The sequence below is a fragment of the Beutenbergia cavernae DSM 12333 genome, assembly GCF_000023105.1.
GTDB classification, from domain to species: Bacteria; Actinomycetota; Actinomycetes; order Actinomycetales; family Beutenbergiaceae; genus Beutenbergia; species Beutenbergia cavernae.
Genome location: NC_012669.1, coordinates 1,467,538 through 1,489,113, shown reverse-complemented (window position 1 = coordinate 1,489,113; position 21,576 = coordinate 1,467,538). Strand labels below are relative to the sequence as shown.

Below are 21,576 nucleotides of genomic sequence, written 5' to 3'. Positions count from 1 at the left end.
CCTCATGCCTGCCGCATCCGCCGAGCCGTGGCGATGAGGTGCCGTGAGTACACCCGCTGCCCGACGGCGAGGAGAGGAGCGAGGAGGCGGCCCAGCCGTCCCACCGGGCGGGAGAAGGCGCGGACGCTCATGCGGGCGCGGCCGCGACCGTCCAGCTCCACGCGGAACTCCTCCTCGCCGGTGAACGGGTGCCCGGGGAGTGTGCCGTACGCGAACGCGTACCGCCCCGGTTCGCGGGTCACGCGCACGACCTCGCAGGGCGCGGCGACGCCGAGCGGCGGGAGGCCGAGAACCGTGACCACGCGCCTGCCGGGTTCGGCCGGGCCGTCGGCGCGCATCCGCACGCCCGCGCGGCGGTGCAGGCGCCAGGACAGCAGGGCCTCGCCCACCTCGTCGACGTCCACCGGCCCGAGCTCGCCCGTCACCTCGAGGTGCCGGTACCCGGCCGGAAGCTGCGCGTCGGCGGTGGCGCCGACCTCGCGGTACGTCAACGCCATGAGCTCTCCTCGGGGACCGGTGCCGCGGTACGCAGGTACACGCGCCATCCCAGCACACCGCACAGGGCGAGGCCGACGGCGTTCCCGACCCCGTGCGTGGCGACCATGACGGGGATGTCGGGGTGCGCCAGGCCGGTCGCCTCGCCGACGGCCCACACGCAGGCGAGCGTCATGGACCCGAGGCCCACCACGGCGCCCACCGCTAGGAGCACGCGTGCCGGCCGCGCGGCGCCGGCCGCCACCGCCCAGGCCGTCCACGTCAGGGTCCAGACGGCCGCCGTGAGCACCAGGGTGCCGACGAGCTCGAGCCAGTCCCCGACGAGGTACCCCACCAGCACCGTCACCACACCGACCGGGACCGCCCACCCGGCCGCCCGGGCAGACGGCGTCGGCTCCGCGGCCACGAGCGCCGCCGCGAGCAGCGACGCGACCACCCCCGCGTAGAGCATGTGCGGCGGCGTCAGCGCGAGCATGCCGAGCTCGAAGCCCGCGAGCTCCACCCCCGCCCGCTCGGCCATCAGCGTCGCTGCGGCGACGACGGGTGTGGCGGCAGCCGTCGCCGCGGCCGGGGACCACGGCTCACGCCGCGACCGCCACGCCGACACCGCGCCAGACGCCGCGAGCATGAGCGTCGTCGCCGCGAACGGCGTGACGGCGAGCGCTGCCACGGCACCCCGCGGGAGCAGGAGCGCGACGGCGGCCGGCACCGCCGTCAGGAGCCACAGGAGACGGATCCGGCGCAACGCGCCCTCGGGCGACAGGGAGAACGCGAGCGGGACGACGACGAGCAGCCCGAACGCGGTGATCGCGCCGACCAGCGGCGTCACGGCCGGCCTCCGCCCGCCGGACGCGCGCGTTCGACGAGGGTGAGCGCATCGACGATGAGGGGACGCGCCACGGGCAGCCGGGCGAGCCGCACCGCGCGGGCCGTGAGCGCCGCAGCGGCATCGACGAGGCCGTGCGTGCGCCGCGCGCCGGGAGATGAGTCCGCCACCCAGAACAGCGTCAGGCCGAGCTGCGCCAGCCACAGCGCCTCCGGGAGCAGGGCGCGCACGGCGCTCGGGACCGCCGGTCGGGCTCCCGCGACGACGTCCTCGAGCAGAGCCACGGCGTCGCGTCGGGTCGCGCCCGACGCCTCGGAGAACGGGTTCGCGTCAGTCCCGGGCCGGATACCGACGGCGACGAACTCGCCGGCGTGCGCGTGGTACGGGGCGAGCACGTGGACCACCGCGTGCCAGGCGACCCGCAGCCGCGCCTCGAACGAGCGCTCGCCGTCGAGCGCCGCCGTGACACGTGCACGCTGCTCGGCGACCACCGCGGCGTAGAACTCCTGGACAAGGTCCTCCTTCGAGGACAGGTACTGGTACGCGGCGCCGGCGGACACCTGGGCGTCCGCGGCCACGGCGCGCATCGTCGTCGCGTCGTAGCCGCGCTCACGGAACGACGTCAGCGCGGCCTCGCGCAGGCGCGTCCGCGTGCGCTCCCCCTTCGCGCCGCGCGCCACCCGACCGCCGACGTCGTCCGAGCCTCTCGTCATGGTCCGCAGCATAACTGAACACGTTCAGTTTTGAGCACCGCAGGGTCGACCGTGTGGCTACTCCCCCGACCCGGCCCCTCAGGGGACCAACCACACGGTCGGCAGCCGAACCGGGAACAACCACCCGGTCGAGGTCACGCAGACCCGGGCCAGACCGACACGGCCGGACCGTCAGAAGAGCCGCGAGTCGACGTCGTCGAGCCCGCGCATCGCGTCGTAGTCGAGAACCAGACACCGGATGCCCCGGTCCTGCGCCAGCACGCGCGCCTGCGGCTTGATCTCCTGGGCCGCGAAGACTCCCTGCACGGGGGCGAGCAGCGGGTCCCGCCCGAGCAGCTCCAGGTAGCGCGTGAGCTGCTCGACGCCGTCGATGTCCCCGCGCCGTTTGATCTCGACGGCGACCGTCTCCCCGGCAGCGGAGCGCGCGAGGATGTCCACCGGCCCGATCGCCGTGGGGAACTCCCGCCGGACCAGCACGTGCCCCGAGCCGAGCAGGTCGATCTGCTCCGCGAGCAGTGCCTGGAGGTGCGCCTCCACACCGTCCTTGACCAAGCCTGGGTCGACACCCAGGTCGTGCGAGGAGTCGGAGAGGACGTCGTGGATGCGGACGACGAGCCGGTCGTCGCTCTTCGCGTTCTGGACCGTCCACACCTCGCGCACACCGCGCCCTACGTCGTCGTCGTCAGGTTCCGCGACGCGCAGCGTGCACGGGGGGCTCATCCAGTTCAGCGGCTTGTACGAGCCGCCGTCGGAGTGCACGAGCACCGACGAGTCGGCCTTGACGAGCAGCAGACGGGTCGCCAACGGGAGGTGCGCCGTGAGGCGCCCCGTGTAGTCGACCGAGCACCTCGCGATGACGAGCCGCATCTACAGCACCTGGGACAGTCGGTCGCCCGGCGGCGTCGCCTCGAGCCAGGAGGTCAGCCCGGAGAACGCCGCCCGGTGCATCGCGAGGACGAACTCGCGCTCGTCGACCCGGCAGTGCGCCTCGACGATGTCCGTCGGTCCGTCGGCGCTCATGCGTCGCTCCCAGGAGGTGATGACGAGTCGGGCACGGGGCCAGGAGGCACTCGGGCCGAGGTTCACGGAGATCACGCGGTACCAGACGAGCCGGTCGACGGCGTAGTGCGCGATCCCGGACGCCCACCCCGAGGTCGCGCTGGTGCGCAGCGCGCACTCGAACGAGCCGACACGGTGCGCGAGCGTCCGCAGGCGGGTGATGAAGACGATCGCCCCGAGCGCGGCAGCCACACCGATCCCCAGAACGAGGATCCAGACCCACCCGCCCGGCACCGTGGCGGCCTAGTGCCCGGCCGGAGCCTGCTCGGCGCCTGCGTCCTCGGACTCCGGCGCAGCCACCCGCGCCATGCCTTCGATCTCGATCTCCTGCTTCTCCACCACGACCGTGAGGGAGTCGTGGTCGAAGGAGACGAAACCGCCGACGACGTCGAAGCTCACCTTCTCGCCCGACGACGGCGTGATGCGCACCGATCCCTGGCGGAGCACCGCCAGCACAGGCGAGTGACCGGGCAGGATGCCCATCTCGCCGTCGGCGGCCGGGACGACCGCCGTGACGGCCTCGCCGGACCACAGGGTCTGGTCGGTCGAGACGACCTCCACGTTCAGTGCCACGCGTCCTCCTCCAGTGCTCGTCGGTCGATGTGCCTGTGCCGCGTCAGCGGAGCTCGGACTGGATCCTCGACCAGTTGCGCTCGAGGTCCTCGAGCCCACCGATGTTGAAGAACGCCCGCTCGGTCACGTGGTCGTACTCGCCGTCCGCGATCTTCCCGAACGCCTCGATGGTCTCCGACAGCGGGACCGTCGAGCCTGCGACGCCCGTGAACTTCTCCGCCATGTAGGTGTTCTGCGAGAGGAACTGCTCGATGCGGCGGGCCCGGTTGACGGTGACCTTGTCCTCCTCGGACAGCTCGTCGACACCGAGGATCGCGATGATGTCCTGCAGCTCCTTGTTCTTCTGCAGGATCGACTTCACGCGCGTCGCGACCCGGTAGTGGTCCTCGCCCACGTAGCGCGGGTCGAGGATGCGGCTCGTGGAGGCGAGCGGGTCGACGGCCGGGTAGAGACCACGCGACGCGATGTCACGGGAGAGCTCGGTGGTCGCGTCGAGGTGCGCGAACGTCGTCGCCGGGGCCGGGTCCGTGTAGTCGTCGGCCGGCACGTAGATCGCCTGCAGCGACGTGATGGAGTGACCGCGCGTCGAGGTGATGCGCTCCTGGAGCTGGCCCATCTCGTCGGCCAGGTTCGGCTGGTAGCCGACGGCGGACGGCATGCGGCCGAGCAGCGTCGACACCTCGGAACCGGCCTGCGTGAACCGGAAGATGTTGTCGATGAACAGCAGGACGTCCTGGTTCTGGACGTCGCGGAAGTACTCGGCCATGGTGAGGGCCGAGAGGGCGACGCGCAGACGCGTGCCCGGCGGCTCGTCCATCTGGCCGAAGACGAGCGCCGTCTTGTCGAAGACGCCGGCCTCCTCCATCTCGTGGATGAGGTCGTTGCCCTCACGGGTGCGCTCGCCGACGCCGGCGAACACGGACACACCGCCGTGGTCCTGCGCGACGCGCTGGATCATCTCCTGGATGAGGACCGTCTTGCCGACGCCCGCACCGCCGAAGAGGCCGATCTTGCCGCCCTGCACGTACGGCGTCAGGAGGTCGATGACCTTGATGCCGGTCTCGAACATCGAGGTCTTCGACTCGAGCTGGTCGAACGCCGGCGGCTTGCGGTGGATGGACCACCGCTCGGTGATCTCGAGCTTCTCGGCCTCGACGTCGAGGGGGTCGCCGATGACGTTGAACACGTGGCCCTTCGTCACGTCGCCGACCGGCACCGTGATCGGGCCGCCGGTGTCCTCGACGCGCGCCCCGCGCACGAGACCGTCCGTCGGCTTCAGGGCGATCGCGCGCACCAGGTTGTCGCCGAGGTGCTGCTCGACCTCGAGGGTCAGGACGCTCTCGGTCGAGCTGTCCCCCTCGGCCGACAGCTCGATCGTCGTCTTCAGCGCGTTGTAGATCTCGGGGATCGCGTCCGCCGGGAACTCGATGTCGACGACGGGGCCGATCACGCGAGCGATGCGCCCGATCGCCGGGCCGCCCTCGTGCGTGACCGGTGCTTCAGTAGCGGTAGCAGTCATGATCTCTCTCGCTTCGCGGGTTTTCTCAGCTCGCGGCCATGGCGTCGGCACCCGAGACGATCTCGCTGATCTCCTGGGTGATCTCGGCCTGCCGTGCGGTGTTGGCCAGACGGGTGTACTTCCGGATGAGGTCTTCGGCGTTCTCGGTCGCCGTGTGCATCGCCCGCTGGCGGGCGGCGAGCTCGGACGCGGACGCCTGGAGCAGGGCGTTGAACACCCGGCTCCGGATGTACCGCGGCAGGAGCGCGTCGAGCACCGCCTCGGGCGAGGGCTCGAACTCGTAGAGCGGCAGCACGTCACCGCCCGCTTCCACCACGCCCTCGACGACCTCCAGCGGGAGCATGCGCACGACGCGCGGCTCCTGGCTGACCATCGAGGCGAACCGGGTGTAGACGAGGTGGATCTCGCTCACGCCGCCCTCGGCCACCGGCGCGCGGAAGGCCTCGAGGAGCGTGTCCGCGATCTCCTCCGCCGTGCTGACCTCGGGGTTGTCGGAGCCACCGGTCCAGCTCTTGACGATCTCGCGGTGCCGGAACGTGTAGTACCCGACGCCGCGGCGCCCGGTGACGTACAGCTGCGGCTCCTTGCCCTCCTCGATGAGCTGGGCGGCGAGCCGCTCGGCCTCGCGCAGGATCGTGGTGTTGTACGCACCCGCCTGCCCGCGGTCCGCCGTGACGACGAGCATGGCCACGCGGTTCGTGTCGGCTCGGTCCGTCGTCAGCGGATGATCGATCTGCGTGTGCGTCGCGACGGCAGAGACGGCCCTCGTCAGAGCCCGCGAGTACGGCGCCGCCGCCCGAGCGTGCTCACGGGCACGCGTGATGCGGGACGCCGCGATGAGCTCCATCGCGCGGAACATCTTCTTCAGCGTCTGGGTCGACCTGATCCGCTGCTTGTAGACCCGCTGGGCTCCGGCCATGCTCAGCCCCGCTTCTGGCGGACGATCTGCTCCTGCTCGACGTCCACGTCCTCGCCGTCGGACTCGGGCTCGCCGCCGCCGATGATCTGGCCGTCGCTGCCGGCAAAGGTCCGGCGGAACGACTCGACGCCGTTGCGCAGCGCCTCCTCGGTCTCGTCCGTGAGCAGGCCCGACGACGCGATGTCGTCGAGAACCGACGTGTGCCGGCGCAGGTGGTCGAGCAGCTCGCTCTCGAACCGGTGGATGTCGGCCGTCTCGACGTCGTCGAGGTAGCCGTTCGTCCCGGACCAGATCATGGCGACCTGGTCCTCGACGGCGAACGGCGAGTACTGCGGCTGCTTGAGCAGCTCCGTCAGCGCCGCACCTCTCTTGAGCTGGGCCCGCGAGGCGGCGTCCAGGTCGGAGGCGAACATCGCGAACGCCTCGAGCGAGCGGTACTGGGCCAGCTCGAGCTTGAGCGTGCCGGAGACCTTCTTCATCCCCTTGACCTGGGCGTCGCCACCCACGCGGGACACGGAGATGCCGACGTCGACGGCGGGGCGCTGGTTCGCGTTGAACAGGTCGGACTGCAGGAAGATCTGGCCGTCCGTGATCGAGATGACGTTCGTCGGGATGTACGCCGACACGTCGTTCGCCTTCGTCTCGATGATCGGCAGGCCGGTCATCGACCCGGCGCCGAGCTCGTCGGAGAGCTTCGCACAACGCTCGAGCAGGCGGGAGTGCAGGTAGAACACGTCGCCCGGGTACGCCTCACGGCCCGGCGGACGGCGCAGCAGCAGCGACACGGCGCGGTACGCCTCGGCCTGCTTCGACAGGTCGTCGAACACGATGAGGACGTGCTTGCCCTGGTACATCCAGTGCTGGCCGATGGCGGAACCGGTGTACGGCGCGAGGTACTTGAAGCCCGCCGGGTCGGAGGCGGGTGCCGCCACGATCGTCGTGTACTCCAGCGCACCGGCGTCCTCGAGGGCGCCGCGCACGGACGCGATCGTCGAGCCCTTCTGCCCGATGGCGACGTAGACGCACCGGACCTGCTTGCTCGGGTCGCCCGAGTCCCAGTTCGCCTTCTGGTTGAGGATCGTGTCGATCGCGATCGCCGTCTTGCCCGTCTGGCGGTCGCCGATGATCAGCTGACGCTGGCCTCGGCCGATCGGGATCATCGAGTCGATCGCCTTGATGCCGGTCTGCAGCGGCTCGTGGACGCTCTTCCGGGCCATGACACCCGGCGCCTGGAGCTCGAGGGCGCGGCGTCCCTCCGTCTCGACATCGCCGAGGCCGTCGATCGGGTTGCCCAGCGGGTCCACGACCCGGCCCAGGTATCCGTCGCCGACGGGGACGGAGAGCACCTCGCCCGTCCGGCGGACCTCCTGGCCCTCCTCGATGCCGGTGAACTCGCCGAGGACGACCACACCGATGTGGCGCACGTCGAGGTTCAGCGCCAGGCCGAGGGTGCCGTCCTCGAACTGCAGCAGCTCGTTCGCCATCGCGCCGGGGAGTCCCTCGACCTCCGCGATGCCGTCGGCCGCGAGGGTGACGCGGCCGACCTCTTCGCGAGCGCTCGCCGAGGGCTCGTAGGAGTTCACGAAGCTGTCGAGCGCAGCCCGGATCTCCTCAGGCTTGATCGTGAGCTCAGCCATCAGGTTCCTTCTCCTCCGACCACCTCTGCGGTGGTCCGTCGTTCCGCCCCGGTCAGGCGGCGTTAGGTGCGTGGGTGGTGGCGCGTCAACCGGCGAGCCGGCGCCGCGCCTCCTCGAGCTTGGTCAGCACTGTCGCGTCGACGACCTCGGCGCCGACCTGCACCCGCAGGCCGCCGACCACCTCGGGGTCGATCCCGACGTTGATCTGGACGGAGCGGCCGTACGCACGCTCCAGGATCTCACCCAGGCGCGTGAGCTGACCCTGGGTGAGGGGCACGGCAGCCGTGACCGCCGCGACGAGCCGGCGGCGCCGCGCAGCGGCGAGCTCGCCGACGTGCGCGATCGCGTTCGGGACGGAACGTTCCCGCATCGACGTCGCCGCGCGCCGCACGAGCAGCTCCGTCTCCGGCGCGACCTTTCCCTCGAGCAAGGCGTCGACGAGCGCGACCCGGTTCTCGACCGGCAGCTCACGGTTCGACAGGGCGATCCGCAGCTCGCGCGCGCCGATCAGCGAGCGCCCGAGCCGGAACAGCTCGTCCTCGACCCGCTCGAGCTCACCGCGCGACTCCGCGGCCGCCAGCAGCGACGTGGTGCCGATCTCCTCGAGCGCCGACGCCAGGTCGTCGTCCGCCGACCAGCGCGAACGGCTCATGCCGGCCACGAGATCGACGACGGCGTCCGGCGCCTTCGCGCCGAGCAAGCCCTGGGTGAGGCTCGCCTTCGCGTCCGCCGGCCGCGCCGGGTCCGTCAGCGCACGGCGCAGGGATGCCGAAGAGTCGAGCGCGTCGACAACGGCGAAGATGCTCTCCGCGAGGTCGCGCGCGGACTCCCCTGCCTCGGCGAGGACCGGCTCCCACCGGTCCGCCGCTGCCTTGAGGGACGCCTCGCTCGACGCGCGCATCAGTCCTCCTGGTGGGCCGGTGCCACCGACGCAGGCGCGTCGACGGCACTGTCGGCGGTCGAGGAGTCCAGCTCCTCGAGGAACCGGTCGATGAGCCGCGACTGGCGTGCGTCGTCGGCGAGGGACTCACCGACGATCCGCGAGGCCAGCTCGGTGGCCAGCGTGCCGACCTCGGACCGGAGCGAGACGACAGCCTGCTGCCGCTCCGCGTCGATCTGCCGCTGCGCGCTCTCGACGATCCGGTTCGCCTCGGCCTGCGCCCGGCCCCGGGCCTCCGCGACGATCGCAGCGCCGTCACCCTGCGCCTCCTCGCGGATGCGAGCGGCCTCCCCGCGCGCCTCTGCGAGCACGGCCTCCTGCTCCTCGCGAGCCTTGTCCGCCTCGGCCTGGACCTTGGCGGCGTGCTCGAGCCCGCCCTCGATCTTGGCGGAACGCTCGTCGAGGATCGCCGTCATCTTCGGCATCAGGTACCGGTAGACGAAGAAGGCGATGATGACCGTGACGACCAGCGACCAGACGATGTCGTAGGACGCCGGGATGAACAGGTTCTGCTCGGACTCGCCCCCTTCCTGGGCGAGCACGAGACCGTACGACGTACTCACGCGACGATGAAGCCGGCGACCAGACCGAGCAGCGCCAGCACCTCGACGAACGCGACACCGATGAACATGGTGCCCTGGAGGCGTCCGGCCACCTCAGGCTGGCGCGCCATGCCCTCGATGGTCTTGCCGATGAGGATGCCGAGGCCGATGCCCGGGCCGATCGCGGCCAGGCCGTACCCGACCGTGCCGATGTTGCCGGTGAGTTCGGCGAAGTTGTCCATGCGGGTTTCCCTTTCGATGTCGCGCCGGCGGTCTGCGCGGCGTTCGTACGTGGTGGGGCGGTCTACGTCAGAGGGCGCGGACCGGGGTCGTCACGGTGCTCAGTGGGACTCCTCGGTCGAGAGGTTGAGGTACACGGCGGCCAGCAGCGCGAAGATGTACGCCTGCAGCGCGGCGACGAAGATCTCGAAGAGGGTCAGGGCAAGGCCCGCGCCCAGCGTGAGCACGCCGGTCGCGCGGATCAGGCCGTGCGCCTCGAACAGCAGGAACTGCGTGGCCGAGAAGCACAGCACGAGCATGAGGTGACCCGCGACCATGTTCGCGAGGAGTCGGATGATCAGCGTCGCCGGTCGGATGACGAAGACCGTGAGGAACTCGATCGGCGTGATCAGCGGGTACATGAACCACGGCGCCGACGACGGGAACAGCGAGTTCTTGAGGAACTTGCCGAGACCCTGCTTCTTGACGCCCGCCCCCAGGTACATGACGTAGACCCACAGCGCCATGACGATCGGAAGGCCGACGACCGACGAGCCCGCGATGTTGAGGAACGGGATCACGCCCGAGATGTTCATCGCGAAGACGATGAAGAACACCGCCGTGAGGAACACCAGGTACTTCTTCCCGGCCTCCTTGCCGAGGATCGTCTCCGCGATCTGCGTGCGGACGAAGTTGAGGGCGAGCTCGACGATCGACTGCGCGCGACCCGGGACCAGCTTGGCGCGCCGTGTCGACAGCCACAGCCACAGCAGGAGCAGCGCCACCATGATGAGCCGGATCATCATGATGCGGTTGAACTCGAAGAACGTGCCCTCGCCGAAGATGGCCGGCGGGAAGAACTCCTCGACGGTGGGAGCGTGGAACCCGCCGCCGTCGTCGTGCGTCTCGGCGAGGATCAGCGAGGTCGCGGACAGGGTGTTCTCCCGGGTCTTGTGGTCGGATACGCGCAAGGCCCGGCCCAGGGCTGCTGCGCTCCCGGGCCGATCTCGAGCCGTGGGCTCGTGGTGCGTCGAGCCTACCTGATGGCGTGCGGTGGTCGTGACGACGATGCGGAGGTCGTGTGCTCGCCCGGCGCGGCGCTCAGCCCGGTTCGGCGCCGCCCGAGATCGGGTGTCGCAGGGTCGGTCGCACGGGCCGGCCGACCACGAGACGGCCACCTTCGGTGAACCCCTCCTCGCGCCCGCGGAGCTCGCCGACGAGCACCTCACGCCAACGCTCCAGTCGCGCGCTCGCGCCAGGCGATGGTGCGAGGTCATGGCTCTCGGTGGGGTCGGAGTCGAGGTCGAAGAGCTGCTCCCGACCGGTCCCGCTCCACCACACGTACTTCTCGTGCCCGTCCGTGAGCCACTGGAACGACTGGCCGAGGAGTGTGTGCTCCCCGTGCAGCCAGGCGCGAGGCTCCGCTCGGTCGAGCGTGGCCGGGAGGAAGCTCCGCCCCTGGACCACGTCAGGGACCGGAAGGCCCGCGGCGTCGAGCAGCGTCGGCATGACATCCCCCAGCTCGACGACGTCGTCGCGCACCTGCCCGGCCGGGACACCGGGACCGCTCAGGATCATCGGGATCCGCGCGGATCCCTCGTAGGGGAAGCCCTTGCGGAACAGGTGGTGGTCGCCCAGCATCTCGCCGTGGTCCGCGAGGAAGCAGACGAGCGTGTTGTCCCGGAGACCGCGGTGGGAGAGCTCCTCGAGGAGGAAGTTGATCTGCTGGTCCACGTGGGTCATGTGCCCGTAGTAGCCCGCCCGCGCGCGCTGCAGCAGGTCGGGCGGGATCGTGCCCACCAGGGCCGTCGGGTCGGCGCTGTTCGCCCAGGGGTCGAACGCCTCGGCCCAGTCGCCGACCGGCGGGTCCGGCATGTCGGTCTCCAGGTACTGCTCGAACGCCCAGGCCGGTGGGTCGAACGGGGGGTGCGGGGCGTTGAACGAGGCGAACAGCAGGAACGGCTTCGTCGGGTCGCGGCGCCGGAGGAAGTCCGCGGACTCCGAGGCGACGAAGTTCGTGGGGTGGAGGTGCTCGGGCTTGTCCCACGGCCGGGCGACCCAGGAGTTGCTGTCGATGCCGTGGTCGAAGAACGTGGCGTCGCGACCCAGCCGGAGCCGGAGCCACGGCAGGTAGTCGTCGACCAGGTCCGGGTCCTGACCCCGCTCCCGCGCGGACCGGACGATCCCCAGCGGGCTGTGCAGCACGACGTTCTGGAAGCCGAGCTGCGCACGCTCCGGCGACACGTGCATCTTGCCCACGGCCTGCGTCTGGTACCCGTGGCGGGTGAACTCCCCGGCGAGCGTCGTCGGGTAGTCCCACGCGACGTGGTCGGCGTACCCGACCCGGCCATGGGTCGCCGGCCGAAGCCCCGTCATCAGCGACGCGCGTGCGGGCGTGCACGTCGGCGTGGCCGAGTACGCCTTCGCGTACCTCGTCCCCTGGGAGGCGAGGCGGTCGAGGAACGGCGTCCGCACCGTCGGGTGCCCGGCCGATCCCAGGCAGTCGCCCCGCCACTGGTCGGCCATGATGAGCAGGACGTTCGGCCGCTCGGGCTCCGTCATCTCGAGGCACCCGTCCCGGCGTGCGACGGCGCAGGTTCGGCGTCGGGCTGTCCGGTCCTGCGGATCTCGTCGGGCCACGCGAGCGGCACGCCGAGCTCGTCGGAGAGCACCGCCTGGTACGCGCGCAGCTCGTCCTGGCGGGCCCGGACCGTCGCCGGCGTCGACCCCGTGGACAGGCAGTGCGCGGCCAGCGCGCCGGCCGCCTCCCCGATGGACCACTCGACGGGGTGCAGGCGGTAGGCGCCGTTCGTGATGTGGGTGGTCCCGATGTTCTTGTTCGCCGCGAGGAGGTTCGCGGTGCCGACGGGGATGAGGGCGCCGAGCGGGATCTGGAACGGGAACGAGGCGATGTCGACGTAGGTGCGGCCCGACGTCGACGGGTGCAGGTCGATCCGGTAGTGGCCGATGCCGACGGTGTCGTCGAAGGTCGCCGACCCCGCGTGCGCGCCGCGCATCTCGCACCCGATGTGCGCCTCGGTCACGGTGAAGAGGGCCTTGATCCGGCGTGACTCCCGGATGTACGCCTCCCGTGCGAGACCGTCCGGCGTGCCCATGACGTCGCCCGCCAGGCGGAGCTCCGGGTAGCCCCTGCCGCCGTCGGGCCGCGGCGCTGCCGTCTGGACCCAGTGCACGAACGACAGCGTGAGATCTCGGGAGGCGAGCTCCGCCTGCCGTCGGGTCTCGGCGGGGACCCCGAGCAGCGGCAGCTCCCAGTAGTCGATGTGAGGCCAGTTGACGAGCGTGATCTCGCCGCCGGTGTAGCTCTCGTCCAGGTGCCGCCGGGCGAGGATCCGGCGGTAGTGCCACAGGTCCCGTTGCTGGCCGTCGATCGCCTCCTCGGGTGAGCCCGCGAAGATCGGCCGGTACCGCTCCTCCAGCGTGATGGGGTGCACGTCGGACCACGACAGCTGCGATCCCGGCCAGCGCGGGTCCGCGGTGTCGCGCCAGTGCGCGTACCCGGGCGGCTCGGGGATGACGTGCGACTCCCCCGCGCGGTACTCGAGCGCCGCGCACCACGTGATCGCCTGCTGGTCCAGCGGGTCCGCGACGTCGGGAGCGTGCAGCTCGCCGGTCTCCGCCCGGGACTCGGCGCCGATCACGTGCGGCACGTCGGCCAGCTCGAGCAGGTCGCCGAGCTCCGTGGCGTCGAGGACGAGGGCACCGGCGAGGACGCGCCGCTCGCCCGTCGTCACGTCCCGCACCGTCACCGACGTCAGGCGATCGGCCGTCCGGATCACCGAGACGGGCTCGTGACGGCGCAACAACGTGAGCCGCCCGTCCGTCAGCCACTCGGCGAGCATCTCCTCCAGGACGACGGCGCTGACGCGCGGCTCGTGACACAGCGCGGAGACGAATCCGCCGCCCGGGTTCAGATGCTCGGTGGCGCGCGCCTCGGGCGTCAGCGGGTAGTGCCGTCGATAGTGGTCCCGGATGCGCGTGCGCAGCTCGCGGTAGCCCTCCGACGAGTACTCCTCGATCCAGGGGTTCTCGTCGGGCGGGACCGCCTGGGAGGTGAGCTGACCACCGAGCCAGTCCCCGGCCTCCGTGAGAATGACCGTCCGGCCGAGGGTGAGCGCGGCGCGGGCGGCGGCGACGCCGCCCAGCCCGCCGCCGATGATGAGCACGTCTGCACTGTGATGCGGCACGTGGTGGGTCTCTCTTTCGTTCGGAGGTCGTACGTCGTGGGCCAGGGCGAGGGCTCCGTCAGCCCTTGATCCCGCCGTCGGCGAGACCGGAGATGAAACCGCGCTGGTTCAGCAGGAACACGGCCAGGACGGGGATCGTGACGAGGATCGTGGCCGCCATCAGGGCGCCGTACTTCACGTTCCCGGACGAGGCGAACGTCGTGATCGCGAGCTGCACCGTCGTGCTCCGTTCCGACGTCGACACGACGAGCGGCCAGAGGAAGTCGTCCCACACACCGGTGAAGGAGAACACGGCCACGAGCGCGAGCAGCGGCTTCGCCATCGGCAGGTAGATCCCGGCGAAGATCCGGAGCTCGCCGGCACCGTCGATGCGGGCCGCCTCCGCGAAGTCGCGATCCATCGAGGCGAAGTACTGCCGAGAGAGGAAGATGTTCATCGTGCCGACGAGGTAGGGCAGCATCAGGCCCCCGACGGAGTCCAGCAGCCCGCTCCCCCCGCTCCCGAGGATGTCGTTGCCACCCGCGAGCGGGAAGTGCTTCGCCATGAGGAACAGCGGGATGAGCGTCACCGAGCCCGGGATCGCCACCGTGGACAGCAGGACGTAGAACACCACGGAGCTGCCGCGGAACGGGAGGTGGGCGAACGCGTACCCGGCGATCACGGGCACGATGCAGTTGGTGAGGACCGCCACCACCGTCACGAGCGTCGAGTTCGCGAACGCTGTGTCGAGGTTGGCGGCCGTGACGGCGGTCTGGAAGTTCTCCGTGGTCGGCTCGGCCGGGATGAGGCTCACCGGCTGCCCCTCGGGGGTGAACGCGTGACTCAGCATCCACCAGAAGGGGAACAGCACCGCCACCGTGACGACCGCGAGGACGAGCACGCGGGGCCACATCCGCCGTGTCCGACGGCGGGCGACGACGGCGGGGGGTGCTGCGGGGGCCACGGCGCGGGCGGTGGCGGGTCGCGTCTCCATCTCAGCTCTTCCTTCCCTGCCCGACGCGGAGCGCGACGATCGTCAACGCTGCGATGAACGCGAACAGCACGAACGCCATCGCTGACGCGCTGCCCATCTCGTTGTACTGGAACGCCTCGGTGTAGATGAGGTAGTTCACGGTCGTCGTGCTCCCGTACGGTCCGCCCTGTGTGAGCACGAAGATCTCCGGGAAGCCCTGCGCGAGGAAGATGATGTCCATCGCGACGACGTAGGTCAGCATCGGCCGCAGGCCGGGCAGCGTCACCGCACGGAACTGCTGCCACGCGTTCGCGCCGTCCACCTTGGCCGCCTCGTACAGGACCTTCGGCACGGTCTGCAGCCCGGCGAGCAGCAGCACCATGTTGCTCCCGAGCGCTTTCCAGATGCGCATGGCCGAGACGGCGTTGAGCGCGGCGTCCTGCGTGGTCAACCATCGCTGGCCGGGAAGACCCACGAGGTCCAGCACCTGGTTGACGAGCCCGGTGTCCGAGTAGATCCAGAGCCACACCATGCTCACGGCCGTGAGCGACACGACGTGAGGCACGTAGAGCCCGGTGCGGAAGAGCCCGACACCTCGGAACACACGGTTGGACAGCAGCGCGAGCCCGAGCGCGATCACGACGGTGAACGGCAGCACCTGGAGCACGTAGCGGCCGGTGATGGCCATCGCCCGGGCGAACGTCGGGTCGGTGAAGATGGAGGCGTAGTTGTCCCACCCGATGAACTGCGGACCTGATCTGTCCAGCGGCGAGTAGGCGCTGAAGCTGAGCACGAGGCCGTACACCACCGGGCCGAGCTGGAAGATGACCACGTACAGCGCGGCGGGAATGACGAACAGCATCCCCATCCGTGCCATCGGGCTGCGCAGCTTCCCGCGCCGTCGCTGCGGCGGCCGCGCGCCGGCCGGGGTCTCCGGCCGGCGCGCGGTGGCCTCAAGAGCCTGCGGCAAGGATCTCGTCCATCTCGGCAGCTGACGCCTCCAGCGCGTCGGCGGGCTCGGCCTCGCCGTGGAGCGCGCGCTCGAGGTGCTGCCCCATGGCGTCACGCATCTGGACCCACCCCGGCACGTTCGGGTTCGGGTGGGCGTACGGGAGCGACTCGACAGCCCTCACCAGGTCCGGGTTGGAGGTGATGTAGTCGGACTCGACGGCGGAGGCGTGGATCGGGAGCTGCCCGAGCTCCTGGGAGTACGTGAGGTTCGTCTCGGGGTCGATCATCCCGGCGATGAACTCCCAGGCCAGGTCGGGGACGTCGCTGTCGGCGTTGATCATGAGGCCGTTCCCCGGGCCACCGAACGTCCCGGGCTCGTGCCCGTCGAACGACGGGGGCGCCATGAGTCGCAGGTCGCGGTCGGGCGCTGCCTCCTGGTAGTCGACGATGGCGCCGGCACTGACCAGCTGCATGGACGCCGTCCCTGCGACCACGGGCTGCTCACCGATCGGCAGGCCGGACCACTCGACGCCGAGCAGTCCGTCCACCGGGTTCTCGCCCTGGTAGAGGTCGGCGAAGTACTGCAGCGCCTCGACACCTTCCGGGGAGTCGAGGATGGCCTCGGAGTCGTCCTCGTTCAGGAAGTCGCCGCCGTGCGACCAGAGCAGCGTGGCGAACGACTGCTGGTTGGCGATCGGCTGGCTCCCGAGCAGCAGTCCGGACCGGGTGATCTGGTCGCCGTCCCGCACCGTGAGCTGCTCGGCGGTCTCACGGACCTCCTCCCAGGTCGCGGGGGGCGCGTCCGGGTCGAGACCGGCCTCCGTGAAGTCCGCGCCCGAGTACACGAGCAGCCTGGACGTCATGATGAGCGGGACCATGTACGGCGTGCCGCCGACCTCGCCGCCGGCCAGGGCCGTCGCCACGTCGTCGTGCAGCTCCGGGTCCAGCTCGTCGATGTAGGACGAGAGGTCGAGGATGCGCTCGTTCGCCGCGAGGTCCGCCGTCGCCGCGACACCGTGACCGATGACGTCCGGCGCCGTCCCGGCGGCGAACGCCGCGTTGAGCTTCGGCGACAGGTCCGGCCAGTCCACGAACGTGACCTCGACCTCGGCCCCGGTCTCCTCCTCGAACGCCGGGACGATCGTGTCGTTGATCAGGGCCATCTCGGACTCGCTCTTGCCCGGGAACCAGACGGTCAGCGTGTCGCCGGCACCGGCGTCGTCGCCGTCGTCGGCTCCGCCACCCCCGCTGCATGCGACCAGCAGGGACAGCGCAGCGGCACCGGCGACCGTGCCGGCCCACGTACGTGAAGGCACTCGTCGAGTGCGTCTCATCTGCTCTTCCTCTCGTGATGGTGGTACAGCGATGACGGGCACGCCGGCGTCGGGCCGGTCACGCCCCTCGAGCCGGCGGCGCGAGGGTCCGCCCGGGCTCGAACGTGCAGGTGAGGAGCTCGTGGTGCGTGAGCTCCCGTTCGCCGTGGAGGACCTCGAGCAGCACCTCGACGGCCCGCGCACCCATCCCCCGCCTGGGCACACGCAGGTGGCTCCACTCGCGGGTCGTGGCGGCGGGGTCGGTGATGGAGTCCAGCCCGACGACCGACAGCTGGTCGGGGACGCCGATACCGGCTGCCGCGCACTCTGCGCCGACCCGCTCGAGCTGCGCCGAGCTCTCCACGAGCAGGGCAGTCGCCCCCGAGCCGACGAGACGCCGGAGCCACGGACCGTCGATGGCCTCGCCGGCCGACCACCTCTCGTCGACCACGTCCATGCCGAGCTCGTCGGCCGTGAGACGGAACCCCTGGTGCCGCTCGACGCGCGGCTCGAGCCGGTCGTTCAGCCCCAGATACGCGACGCGGCGGTGCCCCAGCTCGTGGATCCGGCGCGTCACGTCGGCGACGCCGTCGACGTAGGCGGCCCCGACGTACGGGCCGAGCGCCGACGCCTTGTCGCGCCGGCCGACGAACACGAACGTGTAGCCCTCGGCCGCGAGCCGTGCGAGCTCGTCGTCGTGCTCGTCGAAGCCGAGGATCACGGCACCGTCCGCGATCCTCAGGCGGTTGCGCCCCTCGTGGAACACGCTGGCGCGGCCAGCGTGCTGGTGGATCGAGGTGAACAGCACGAGGTCCTGCCCGGCACGGATCGCCGCCTGCTCGATCCCGACCAGGATCTCCTCGTAGTAGGACTCGCGGCTCGTCGGGAACAACGGCTCGAACGCGTGGACGCCGAGCAGGTTGTTCCGCCCGCCGCGCAGCGCCCGGGCCGTGACGTTCGGGACGTACCCGAGCTCACGGGCCGCGGCCATGATCTTCTGCTCGGTCTCCGGGTTGATGCCGTAGTCGGCCGTCTTGCCGTTGAGCGCCAAGGAGACAGTGGTCTGGGAGACACCGGCCAACCTGGCGATGTCGCGCTGTCGTGGACGTCCGATCATCGGTGACCTCCCTCCAATTCGAATTAGACGGTCACGCTAGGGACTCGCCGGACTCGCGTCAAGACCCGCCGGGCAGGCTTCTCGTCGCTAATTTGAATTAGATCCTTGACAGTCTCCCGACGCCGTCGAGAGGGTTCCGGCTGAGCCGGTCATCGGAGCCGGTCCCCGACGAAGGGAAGTCGCCATGGCCGGCGGCAGGAGACAGGTCAGCCGACGTAGGTTCCTCGGATACTCCGGCGCCGGGGCGGCCGCCGTCATGCTCGGCACCGGCGCGTGGCAGGACACCGAGGCCTCCGCCCACGTGCGCGGGTACCCGTTCACGCTCGGCGTCGCATCGGGCGATCCGCTGCCGGACGGCGTGGTGCTCTGGACGAGGCTCGCCGTCGACCCGCTCGCGCCGGACGGCCGCGGCGGGATGCCGAACAAGCAGGTCCCGGTCCAGTACCAGGTGGCGGAGGACGAGCGCTTCCGTCGGGTGGTCCGCTCCGGGACGGCGTTCGCGACGCCGGAGCTCGGGCACTCCGTGCACCCGGAGATCAGCGGCCTCCGCCCCGACCGCGAGTACTGGTACCGGTTTCGGGTCGGGCGGGAGCTCTCCCCGGCCGGCCGGACGCGGACGGCGCCGGCCCCGGGGACGATGACACAGTCCCTGCGCTTCGCCGTCGCCTCCTGCCAGAGCTACGAGGCCGGCTTCTACACGACGCTGCAGCACCTGGCGCAGGAGGACCTGGACCTCGTGGTGCACCTCGGCGACTACATCTACGAGGAGTCCTACGTCCCGGAGCCGATCCTGCACGACGGCACGCCGATGCCCGACTACCTGCGGACGGAGTGCTTCGACCTCGACCGCTACCGCCTGCAGTACGCGCTGTACAAGTCGGACCCGCACCTCCAGGCCGCCCACGCGATGTGCCCGTGGCTCACGACGTTCGACGACCACGAGGTCGAGAACGACTGGCTCGGCCCGCGCTCCGAGGCGGACGACGAACCGGACCAGGACCCCGCCGTCTTCGCACAGCGCAAGGCCGACGCGTTCCAGGCGATGTACGAGAACCTGCCCCTCCGGCACACGCAGATGCCGTCCGGGCCGAGCATCCGGATCCACCGGCGCATCGGCTACGGCACGCTCGCGGACTTCACGATGCTCGACTCCCGCCAGTACCGCTCCGAGCGCGGGCGGGACAACCCCGACGCCACGATGCTCGGCGGCGCGCAGCGCGACTGGCTCGTCGACGGCTTCTCCTCGTCCGAGGCCACGTGGCAGGTCATCGGCAACCAGCAGCCGATGGCGCAGCTCGACCGCGACCCCGACCCGGAGAAGATCTCCTACTACGGCGTCTGGGACAACTACAACGTCGAGCGCGAGCACGTGCTCACCCAGGCGCACGAGCGTGGCGTCGACAACCTCGTCGTCGTCACCGGCGACCGCCACAACAACTACTTCATGGAGCTCAAGGCGGACTACGCCGACCCCGACTCCCCGGTGATCGGCACGGAGATCGTCGGCACCTCGCTCGCCAGCGGACGCGACGGCGCCGACATGCTGCCCATCGGCGAGGTCTACCTCGCCGAGAACCCGCACATGAAGTTCTGCAACTTCCAGCGCGGCTACAACGTCGTGACTCTCACGCCCGACACGATGAGGTCCGACTACCGCGTCGTGCCCTACATCTCGCAGCCCGGCGCGCCGATCAGCACCCGTGCCAGCTTCGTCGTCGAGGACGGCGTCCCCGGAGGTGTCAGTGCCTGAGCTCGCGGACCCGACCGCCCTCGTCCCCCTGCCACTGCACGTCGAGACCAGGCCGGGGACCTTCCGGTTCGGCGCCGACGCCGCGCTCGTCGCCGAACCCGCAGCCCTGGACTCCGCCTGGCTCCTGCAGTCCTACCTGCTGCGTGCCGGTGTGCGCGGGAACGTCCACGGGGTCCCCGCCGGGGAGGCCGCCGCAGGGGCGGTGGTCCTCCGGGTGGACGACACCTGCTCGGACGACGCCGAGGGGTACCGGCTCGTGGTGGCGCCCGACGCCGTCGAGCTGGTCGGTGCGTCCGCGGACGGGCTCGCCCGCGCCGTCCAGACGCTCCGACAGCTGCTGCCAGCCGATGCGCTGAGGGAGGGCCGGCGCGGCGGGACGCCCGCAATGCCGTGCTGCGTCATCGAGGACACGCCCCGGTTCCGCTGGCGGGGCGTCCACCTCGACGTCGCACGCCACTTCATGCCCGTCCCGTTCGTGCTGCGGTTCATCGATCTCGCGGCGCTGCACCGGCTGAACGTCGTGCACCTGCACCTGACCGACGACCAGGGATGGCGGCTGGAGGTGCCGTCATGGCCCCGGCTCACCGAGGTGTCGTCCTGGCGCGACGAGACGGTGGTCGGTCGCCACGGCCTCGATACGGGCTTCGACGGCACACCGCTCGGTGGCTTCTACACGGCGGACGACGTCCGCGAGATCGTCGAGTTCGCCCGGCGACGCCGGATCACCGTGGTGCCGGAGGTGGACCTTCCCGGCCACGTGCAGTCCGTGCTCGCCGCCTATCCGGAGCTCGGCAACACCGGCGAGCGGGTCGATGTGCGCACCACCTGGGGCATCTCGGACCACGTCCTCGCCCCGACCGACGAGGCGCTGACGTTCGCGCGGGACGTGCTCGCCGTCGTCGCCGACCTGTTCCCGAGTCCGTGGGTCCACGTCGGCGGCGACGAGGTGCCGCGCACCGAGTGGCGCGCGAGTCCGGCGGCGGCAGAACGTGCCACGGCGCTCGGGCTGGCGTCGGTGGACGAGCTGCAGAGCTGGTTCCTCCGCGCGATCCACGCCGACCTCACCGCTCGCGGCCGGCGCGTCGTCGGCTGGGACGAGGTGCTCGACGACGGCGGGATGCCCGCCGACACGGTGGTCATGGCGTGGCGCGGGGTCGAGCACGGGCTGGCGGGCCTCGCCGCCGGGCACGACGTCGTCATGTGCCCGAAGCACGTGACCTACCTCGACTACGCCTCCTCGAGCGGCGAGGACGAACCTCTCGCGCCGCGCCGGACGATCACGCTCGAGGACATCGCCGCCTGGGAGCCGGAGCCTCCGGGGTCCGCGGACCTTCCCGGTCGCATCCTCGGCGTGCAGGGCCAGCTCTGGACGGAGTACATGCCGACGCCGCGCGACGTCGAGTACATGGCGTTCCCGCGGCTCGCCGCGCTCGCCGAGGCGGGGTGGACGTCGGCGAAGCGGCGTGAGGCGGCGGATCTGCTGGACCGGATGCCCGGACACCTGCGGCGGCTCGACGCTCTCGGTGTCAACTACCGCCCGCTCGCGGGACCGCACCCGTGGCAGCGCGGCGGGACGGGGCGGCGTCGCCGGCTCTGAGGCCCGGCTCTATCTCGGGTCCGGCAGGCCGGCCACGAGTCGTCGGACCTCGTCGGCGACGCCGCCTGGATCCGGTTGACCCGCTCGTTCATGGGTGAGGAGTAGACCGCACAGTCCTCGTCGGCCGGGTCGACCAGGACCAGGCCTCTGACGCGTCCGGGACGCGCCGCGGCGGCGGTCCTGACGATCGGCCCTCCCCAGCTGTGTCCCACGAGCACGAACCCGCCGTCGTCGTCGACGAACCGG

Annotated in this window: 22 protein-coding genes; 2 read left to right on the top strand and 20 right to left on the bottom strand. The window is 71.0% G+C overall.

Features of this window, described 5'->3' with window-relative positions; all coding sequences use genetic code 11:
- Positions 1 to 2: 2 nt before the first annotated feature.
- The 19 genes from BCAV_RS06600 to BCAV_RS06510 form a co-directional block, all read right to left on the bottom strand.
- Entirely contained in the window at positions 3 to 497 is a 495-nt protein-coding gene (locus BCAV_RS06600; protein WP_015881812.1) for a DUF1990 domain-containing protein, read from the bottom strand.
- The gene (locus BCAV_RS06595) at positions 488 to 1,324 is read right to left on the bottom strand and encodes a YndJ family transporter (protein ID WP_015881811.1); all 837 of its coding nucleotides are present in this window, start codon (positions 1,322 to 1,324) and stop codon (positions 488 to 490) included. The genes BCAV_RS06600 and BCAV_RS06595 overlap by 10 nt, the downstream gene beginning before the upstream one ends.
- A complete protein-coding gene (locus tag BCAV_RS06590; protein ID WP_144016734.1) occupies positions 1,321 to 2,034 on the bottom strand; it encodes a TetR/AcrR family transcriptional regulator in 714 nt (237 codons plus the stop codon). Before BCAV_RS06590 ends, BCAV_RS06595 begins: the two co-directional genes overlap by 4 nt.
- A 171-nt stretch (positions 2,035 to 2,205) precedes the next feature.
- Entirely contained in the window at positions 2,206 to 2,901 is a 696-nt protein-coding gene (gene nucS, locus BCAV_RS06585; protein WP_015881809.1) for an endonuclease NucS, read from the bottom strand.
- Entirely contained in the window at positions 2,902 to 3,285 is a 384-nt protein-coding gene (locus BCAV_RS06580) for a DUF2550 domain-containing protein (protein WP_187292853.1), read from the bottom strand. It lies immediately after the preceding gene.
- Between the two features lie 51 nt (positions 3,286 to 3,336).
- A complete protein-coding gene (locus tag BCAV_RS06575) occupies positions 3,337 to 3,666 on the bottom strand; it encodes a F0F1 ATP synthase subunit epsilon (protein ID WP_015881807.1) in 330 nt (109 codons plus the stop codon).
- A gap of 43 nt (positions 3,667 to 3,709) precedes the next feature.
- Entirely contained in the window at positions 3,710 to 5,185 is a 1,476-nt protein-coding gene (gene atpD, locus BCAV_RS06570; protein ID WP_015881806.1) for a F0F1 ATP synthase subunit beta, read from the bottom strand.
- Positions 5,186 to 5,210: 25 nt separating this feature from the next.
- Positions 5,211 to 6,104 (bottom strand): F0F1 ATP synthase subunit gamma, encoded by an 894-nt coding sequence (locus BCAV_RS06565; RefSeq protein WP_015881805.1) that lies wholly within the window; start codon positions 6,102 to 6,104, stop codon positions 5,211 to 5,213.
- A gap of 2 nt (positions 6,105 to 6,106) precedes the next feature.
- Positions 6,107 to 7,741 carry a F0F1 ATP synthase subunit alpha gene (atpA, locus tag BCAV_RS06560; RefSeq protein ID WP_015881804.1) on the bottom strand — a complete coding sequence of 545 codons (1,635 nt, stop codon included), beginning with the start codon at positions 7,739 to 7,741 and terminating at the stop codon, positions 6,107 to 6,109.
- Between the two features lie 85 nt (positions 7,742 to 7,826).
- Positions 7,827 to 8,642, bottom strand: coding sequence for a F0F1 ATP synthase subunit delta (locus BCAV_RS06555; protein WP_015881803.1), 816 nt, complete (start codon positions 8,640 to 8,642; stop codon positions 7,827 to 7,829).
- The gene (locus BCAV_RS06550) at positions 8,642 to 9,244 is read right to left on the bottom strand and encodes a F0F1 ATP synthase subunit B (RefSeq protein ID WP_015881802.1); all 603 of its coding nucleotides are present in this window, start codon (positions 9,242 to 9,244) and stop codon (positions 8,642 to 8,644) included. The genes BCAV_RS06555 and BCAV_RS06550 overlap by 1 nt, the downstream gene beginning before the upstream one ends.
- Positions 9,241 to 9,465 carry an ATP synthase F0 subunit C gene (atpE, locus tag BCAV_RS06545; RefSeq protein WP_015881801.1) on the bottom strand — a complete coding sequence of 75 codons (225 nt, stop codon included), beginning with the start codon at positions 9,463 to 9,465 and terminating at the stop codon, positions 9,241 to 9,243. Before atpE ends, BCAV_RS06550 begins: the two co-directional genes overlap by 4 nt.
- 99 nt (positions 9,466 to 9,564) lie before the next feature.
- Positions 9,565 to 10,413 carry a F0F1 ATP synthase subunit A gene (gene atpB, locus BCAV_RS06540; RefSeq protein WP_015881800.1) on the bottom strand — a complete coding sequence of 283 codons (849 nt, stop codon included), beginning with the start codon at positions 10,411 to 10,413 and terminating at the stop codon, positions 9,565 to 9,567.
- Positions 10,414 to 10,543: 130 nt separating this feature from the next.
- Complete coding sequence (locus BCAV_RS06535) at positions 10,544 to 12,004, bottom strand: arylsulfatase (protein WP_015881799.1); 1,461 nt, start codon at positions 12,002 to 12,004, stop codon at positions 10,544 to 10,546.
- A complete protein-coding gene (locus BCAV_RS06530; RefSeq protein ID WP_245528963.1) occupies positions 12,001 to 13,629 on the bottom strand; it encodes an FAD-dependent oxidoreductase in 1,629 nt (542 codons plus the stop codon). The genes BCAV_RS06535 and BCAV_RS06530 overlap by 4 nt, the downstream gene beginning before the upstream one ends.
- Positions 13,630 to 13,708: 79 nt before the next feature.
- Positions 13,709 to 14,623 (bottom strand): carbohydrate ABC transporter permease, encoded by a 915-nt coding sequence (locus BCAV_RS06525; protein WP_015881797.1) that lies wholly within the window; start codon positions 14,621 to 14,623, stop codon positions 13,709 to 13,711.
- Between the two features lies 1 nt (position 14,624).
- The gene (locus BCAV_RS06520; protein ID WP_144016733.1) at positions 14,625 to 15,572 is read right to left on the bottom strand and encodes a carbohydrate ABC transporter permease; all 948 of its coding nucleotides are present in this window, start codon (positions 15,570 to 15,572) and stop codon (positions 14,625 to 14,627) included.
- Positions 15,556 to 16,869 (bottom strand): ABC transporter substrate-binding protein, encoded by a 1,314-nt coding sequence (locus tag BCAV_RS06515; RefSeq protein ID WP_043346718.1) that lies wholly within the window; start codon positions 16,867 to 16,869, stop codon positions 15,556 to 15,558. The genes BCAV_RS06520 and BCAV_RS06515 overlap by 17 nt, the downstream gene beginning before the upstream one ends.
- A 76-nt stretch (positions 16,870 to 16,945) precedes the next feature.
- Positions 16,946 to 17,983 carry a LacI family DNA-binding transcriptional regulator gene (locus BCAV_RS06510; protein WP_015881794.1) on the bottom strand — a complete coding sequence of 346 codons (1,038 nt, stop codon included), beginning with the start codon at positions 17,981 to 17,983 and terminating at the stop codon, positions 16,946 to 16,948.
- A 184-nt stretch (positions 17,984 to 18,167) separates the two neighbouring features.
- On the opposite strand from BCAV_RS06510, the gene BCAV_RS06505 reads away from it, so the two are divergent.
- Together BCAV_RS06505 and BCAV_RS06500 are read left to right on the top strand one after the other, a co-directional pair.
- Positions 18,168 to 19,733, top strand: a complete 1,566-nt coding sequence (locus BCAV_RS06505; RefSeq protein WP_015881793.1) for an alkaline phosphatase D family protein — start codon at positions 18,168 to 18,170, stop codon at positions 19,731 to 19,733.
- Positions 19,726 to 21,330 (top strand): beta-N-acetylhexosaminidase, encoded by a 1,605-nt coding sequence (locus BCAV_RS06500; RefSeq protein WP_015881792.1) that lies wholly within the window; start codon positions 19,726 to 19,728, stop codon positions 21,328 to 21,330. The genes BCAV_RS06505 and BCAV_RS06500 overlap by 8 nt, the downstream gene beginning before the upstream one ends.
- Here BCAV_RS06500 and BCAV_RS23565 read toward each other — a convergent pair.
- Positions 21,264 to 21,548 carry an alpha/beta fold hydrolase gene (locus tag BCAV_RS23565; RefSeq protein ID WP_342617820.1) on the bottom strand — a complete coding sequence of 95 codons (285 nt, stop codon included), beginning with the start codon at positions 21,546 to 21,548 and terminating at the stop codon, positions 21,264 to 21,266. The two genes, BCAV_RS06500 and BCAV_RS23565, sit on opposite strands and share 67 nt — an antisense overlap.
- Between the last annotated feature and the right edge of the window lie 28 nt (positions 21,549 to 21,576).

What these genes read in the sequence shown, in the direction of transcription:
- atpE (WP_015881801.1), bottom strand. Translation starts at nt 9,465, where the DNA reads ATGGACAACTTCGCCGAACTCACCGGCAACATCGGCACGGTCGGGTAC.
- BCAV_RS06510 (WP_015881794.1), bottom strand. Translation starts at nt 17,983, where the DNA reads ATGATCGGACGTCCACGACAGCGCGACATCGCCAGGTTGGCCGGTGTC.
- atpA (WP_015881804.1), bottom strand. Translation starts at nt 7,741, where the DNA reads ATGGCTGAGCTCACGATCAAGCCTGAGGAGATCCGGGCTGCGCTCGAC.
- atpD (WP_015881806.1), bottom strand. Translation starts at nt 5,185, where the DNA reads ATGACTGCTACCGCTACTGAAGCACCGGTCACGCACGAGGGCGGCCCG.
- BCAV_RS06590 (WP_144016734.1), bottom strand. Translation starts at nt 2,034, where the DNA reads ATGACGAGAGGCTCGGACGACGTCGGCGGTCGGGTGGCGCGCGGCGCG.
- BCAV_RS06505 (WP_015881793.1), top strand. Translation starts at nt 18,168, where the DNA reads ATGGCCGGCGGCAGGAGACAGGTCAGCCGACGTAGGTTCCTCGGATAC.
- BCAV_RS06535 (WP_015881799.1), bottom strand. Translation starts at nt 12,004, where the DNA reads ATGACGGAGCCCGAGCGGCCGAACGTCCTGCTCATCATGGCCGACCAG.
- BCAV_RS06555 (WP_015881803.1), bottom strand. Translation starts at nt 8,642, where the DNA reads ATGCGCGCGTCGAGCGAGGCGTCCCTCAAGGCAGCGGCGGACCGGTGG.
- nucS (WP_015881809.1), bottom strand. Translation starts at nt 2,901, where the DNA reads ATGCGGCTCGTCATCGCGAGGTGCTCGGTCGACTACACGGGGCGCCTC.
- BCAV_RS06565 (WP_015881805.1), bottom strand. Translation starts at nt 6,104, where the DNA reads ATGGCCGGAGCCCAGCGGGTCTACAAGCAGCGGATCAGGTCGACCCAG.
- BCAV_RS06525 (WP_015881797.1), bottom strand. Translation starts at nt 14,623, where the DNA reads ATGGAGACGCGACCCGCCACCGCCCGCGCCGTGGCCCCCGCAGCACCC.
- BCAV_RS06600 (WP_015881812.1), bottom strand. Translation starts at nt 497, where the DNA reads ATGGCGTTGACGTACCGCGAGGTCGGCGCCACCGCCGACGCGCAGCTT.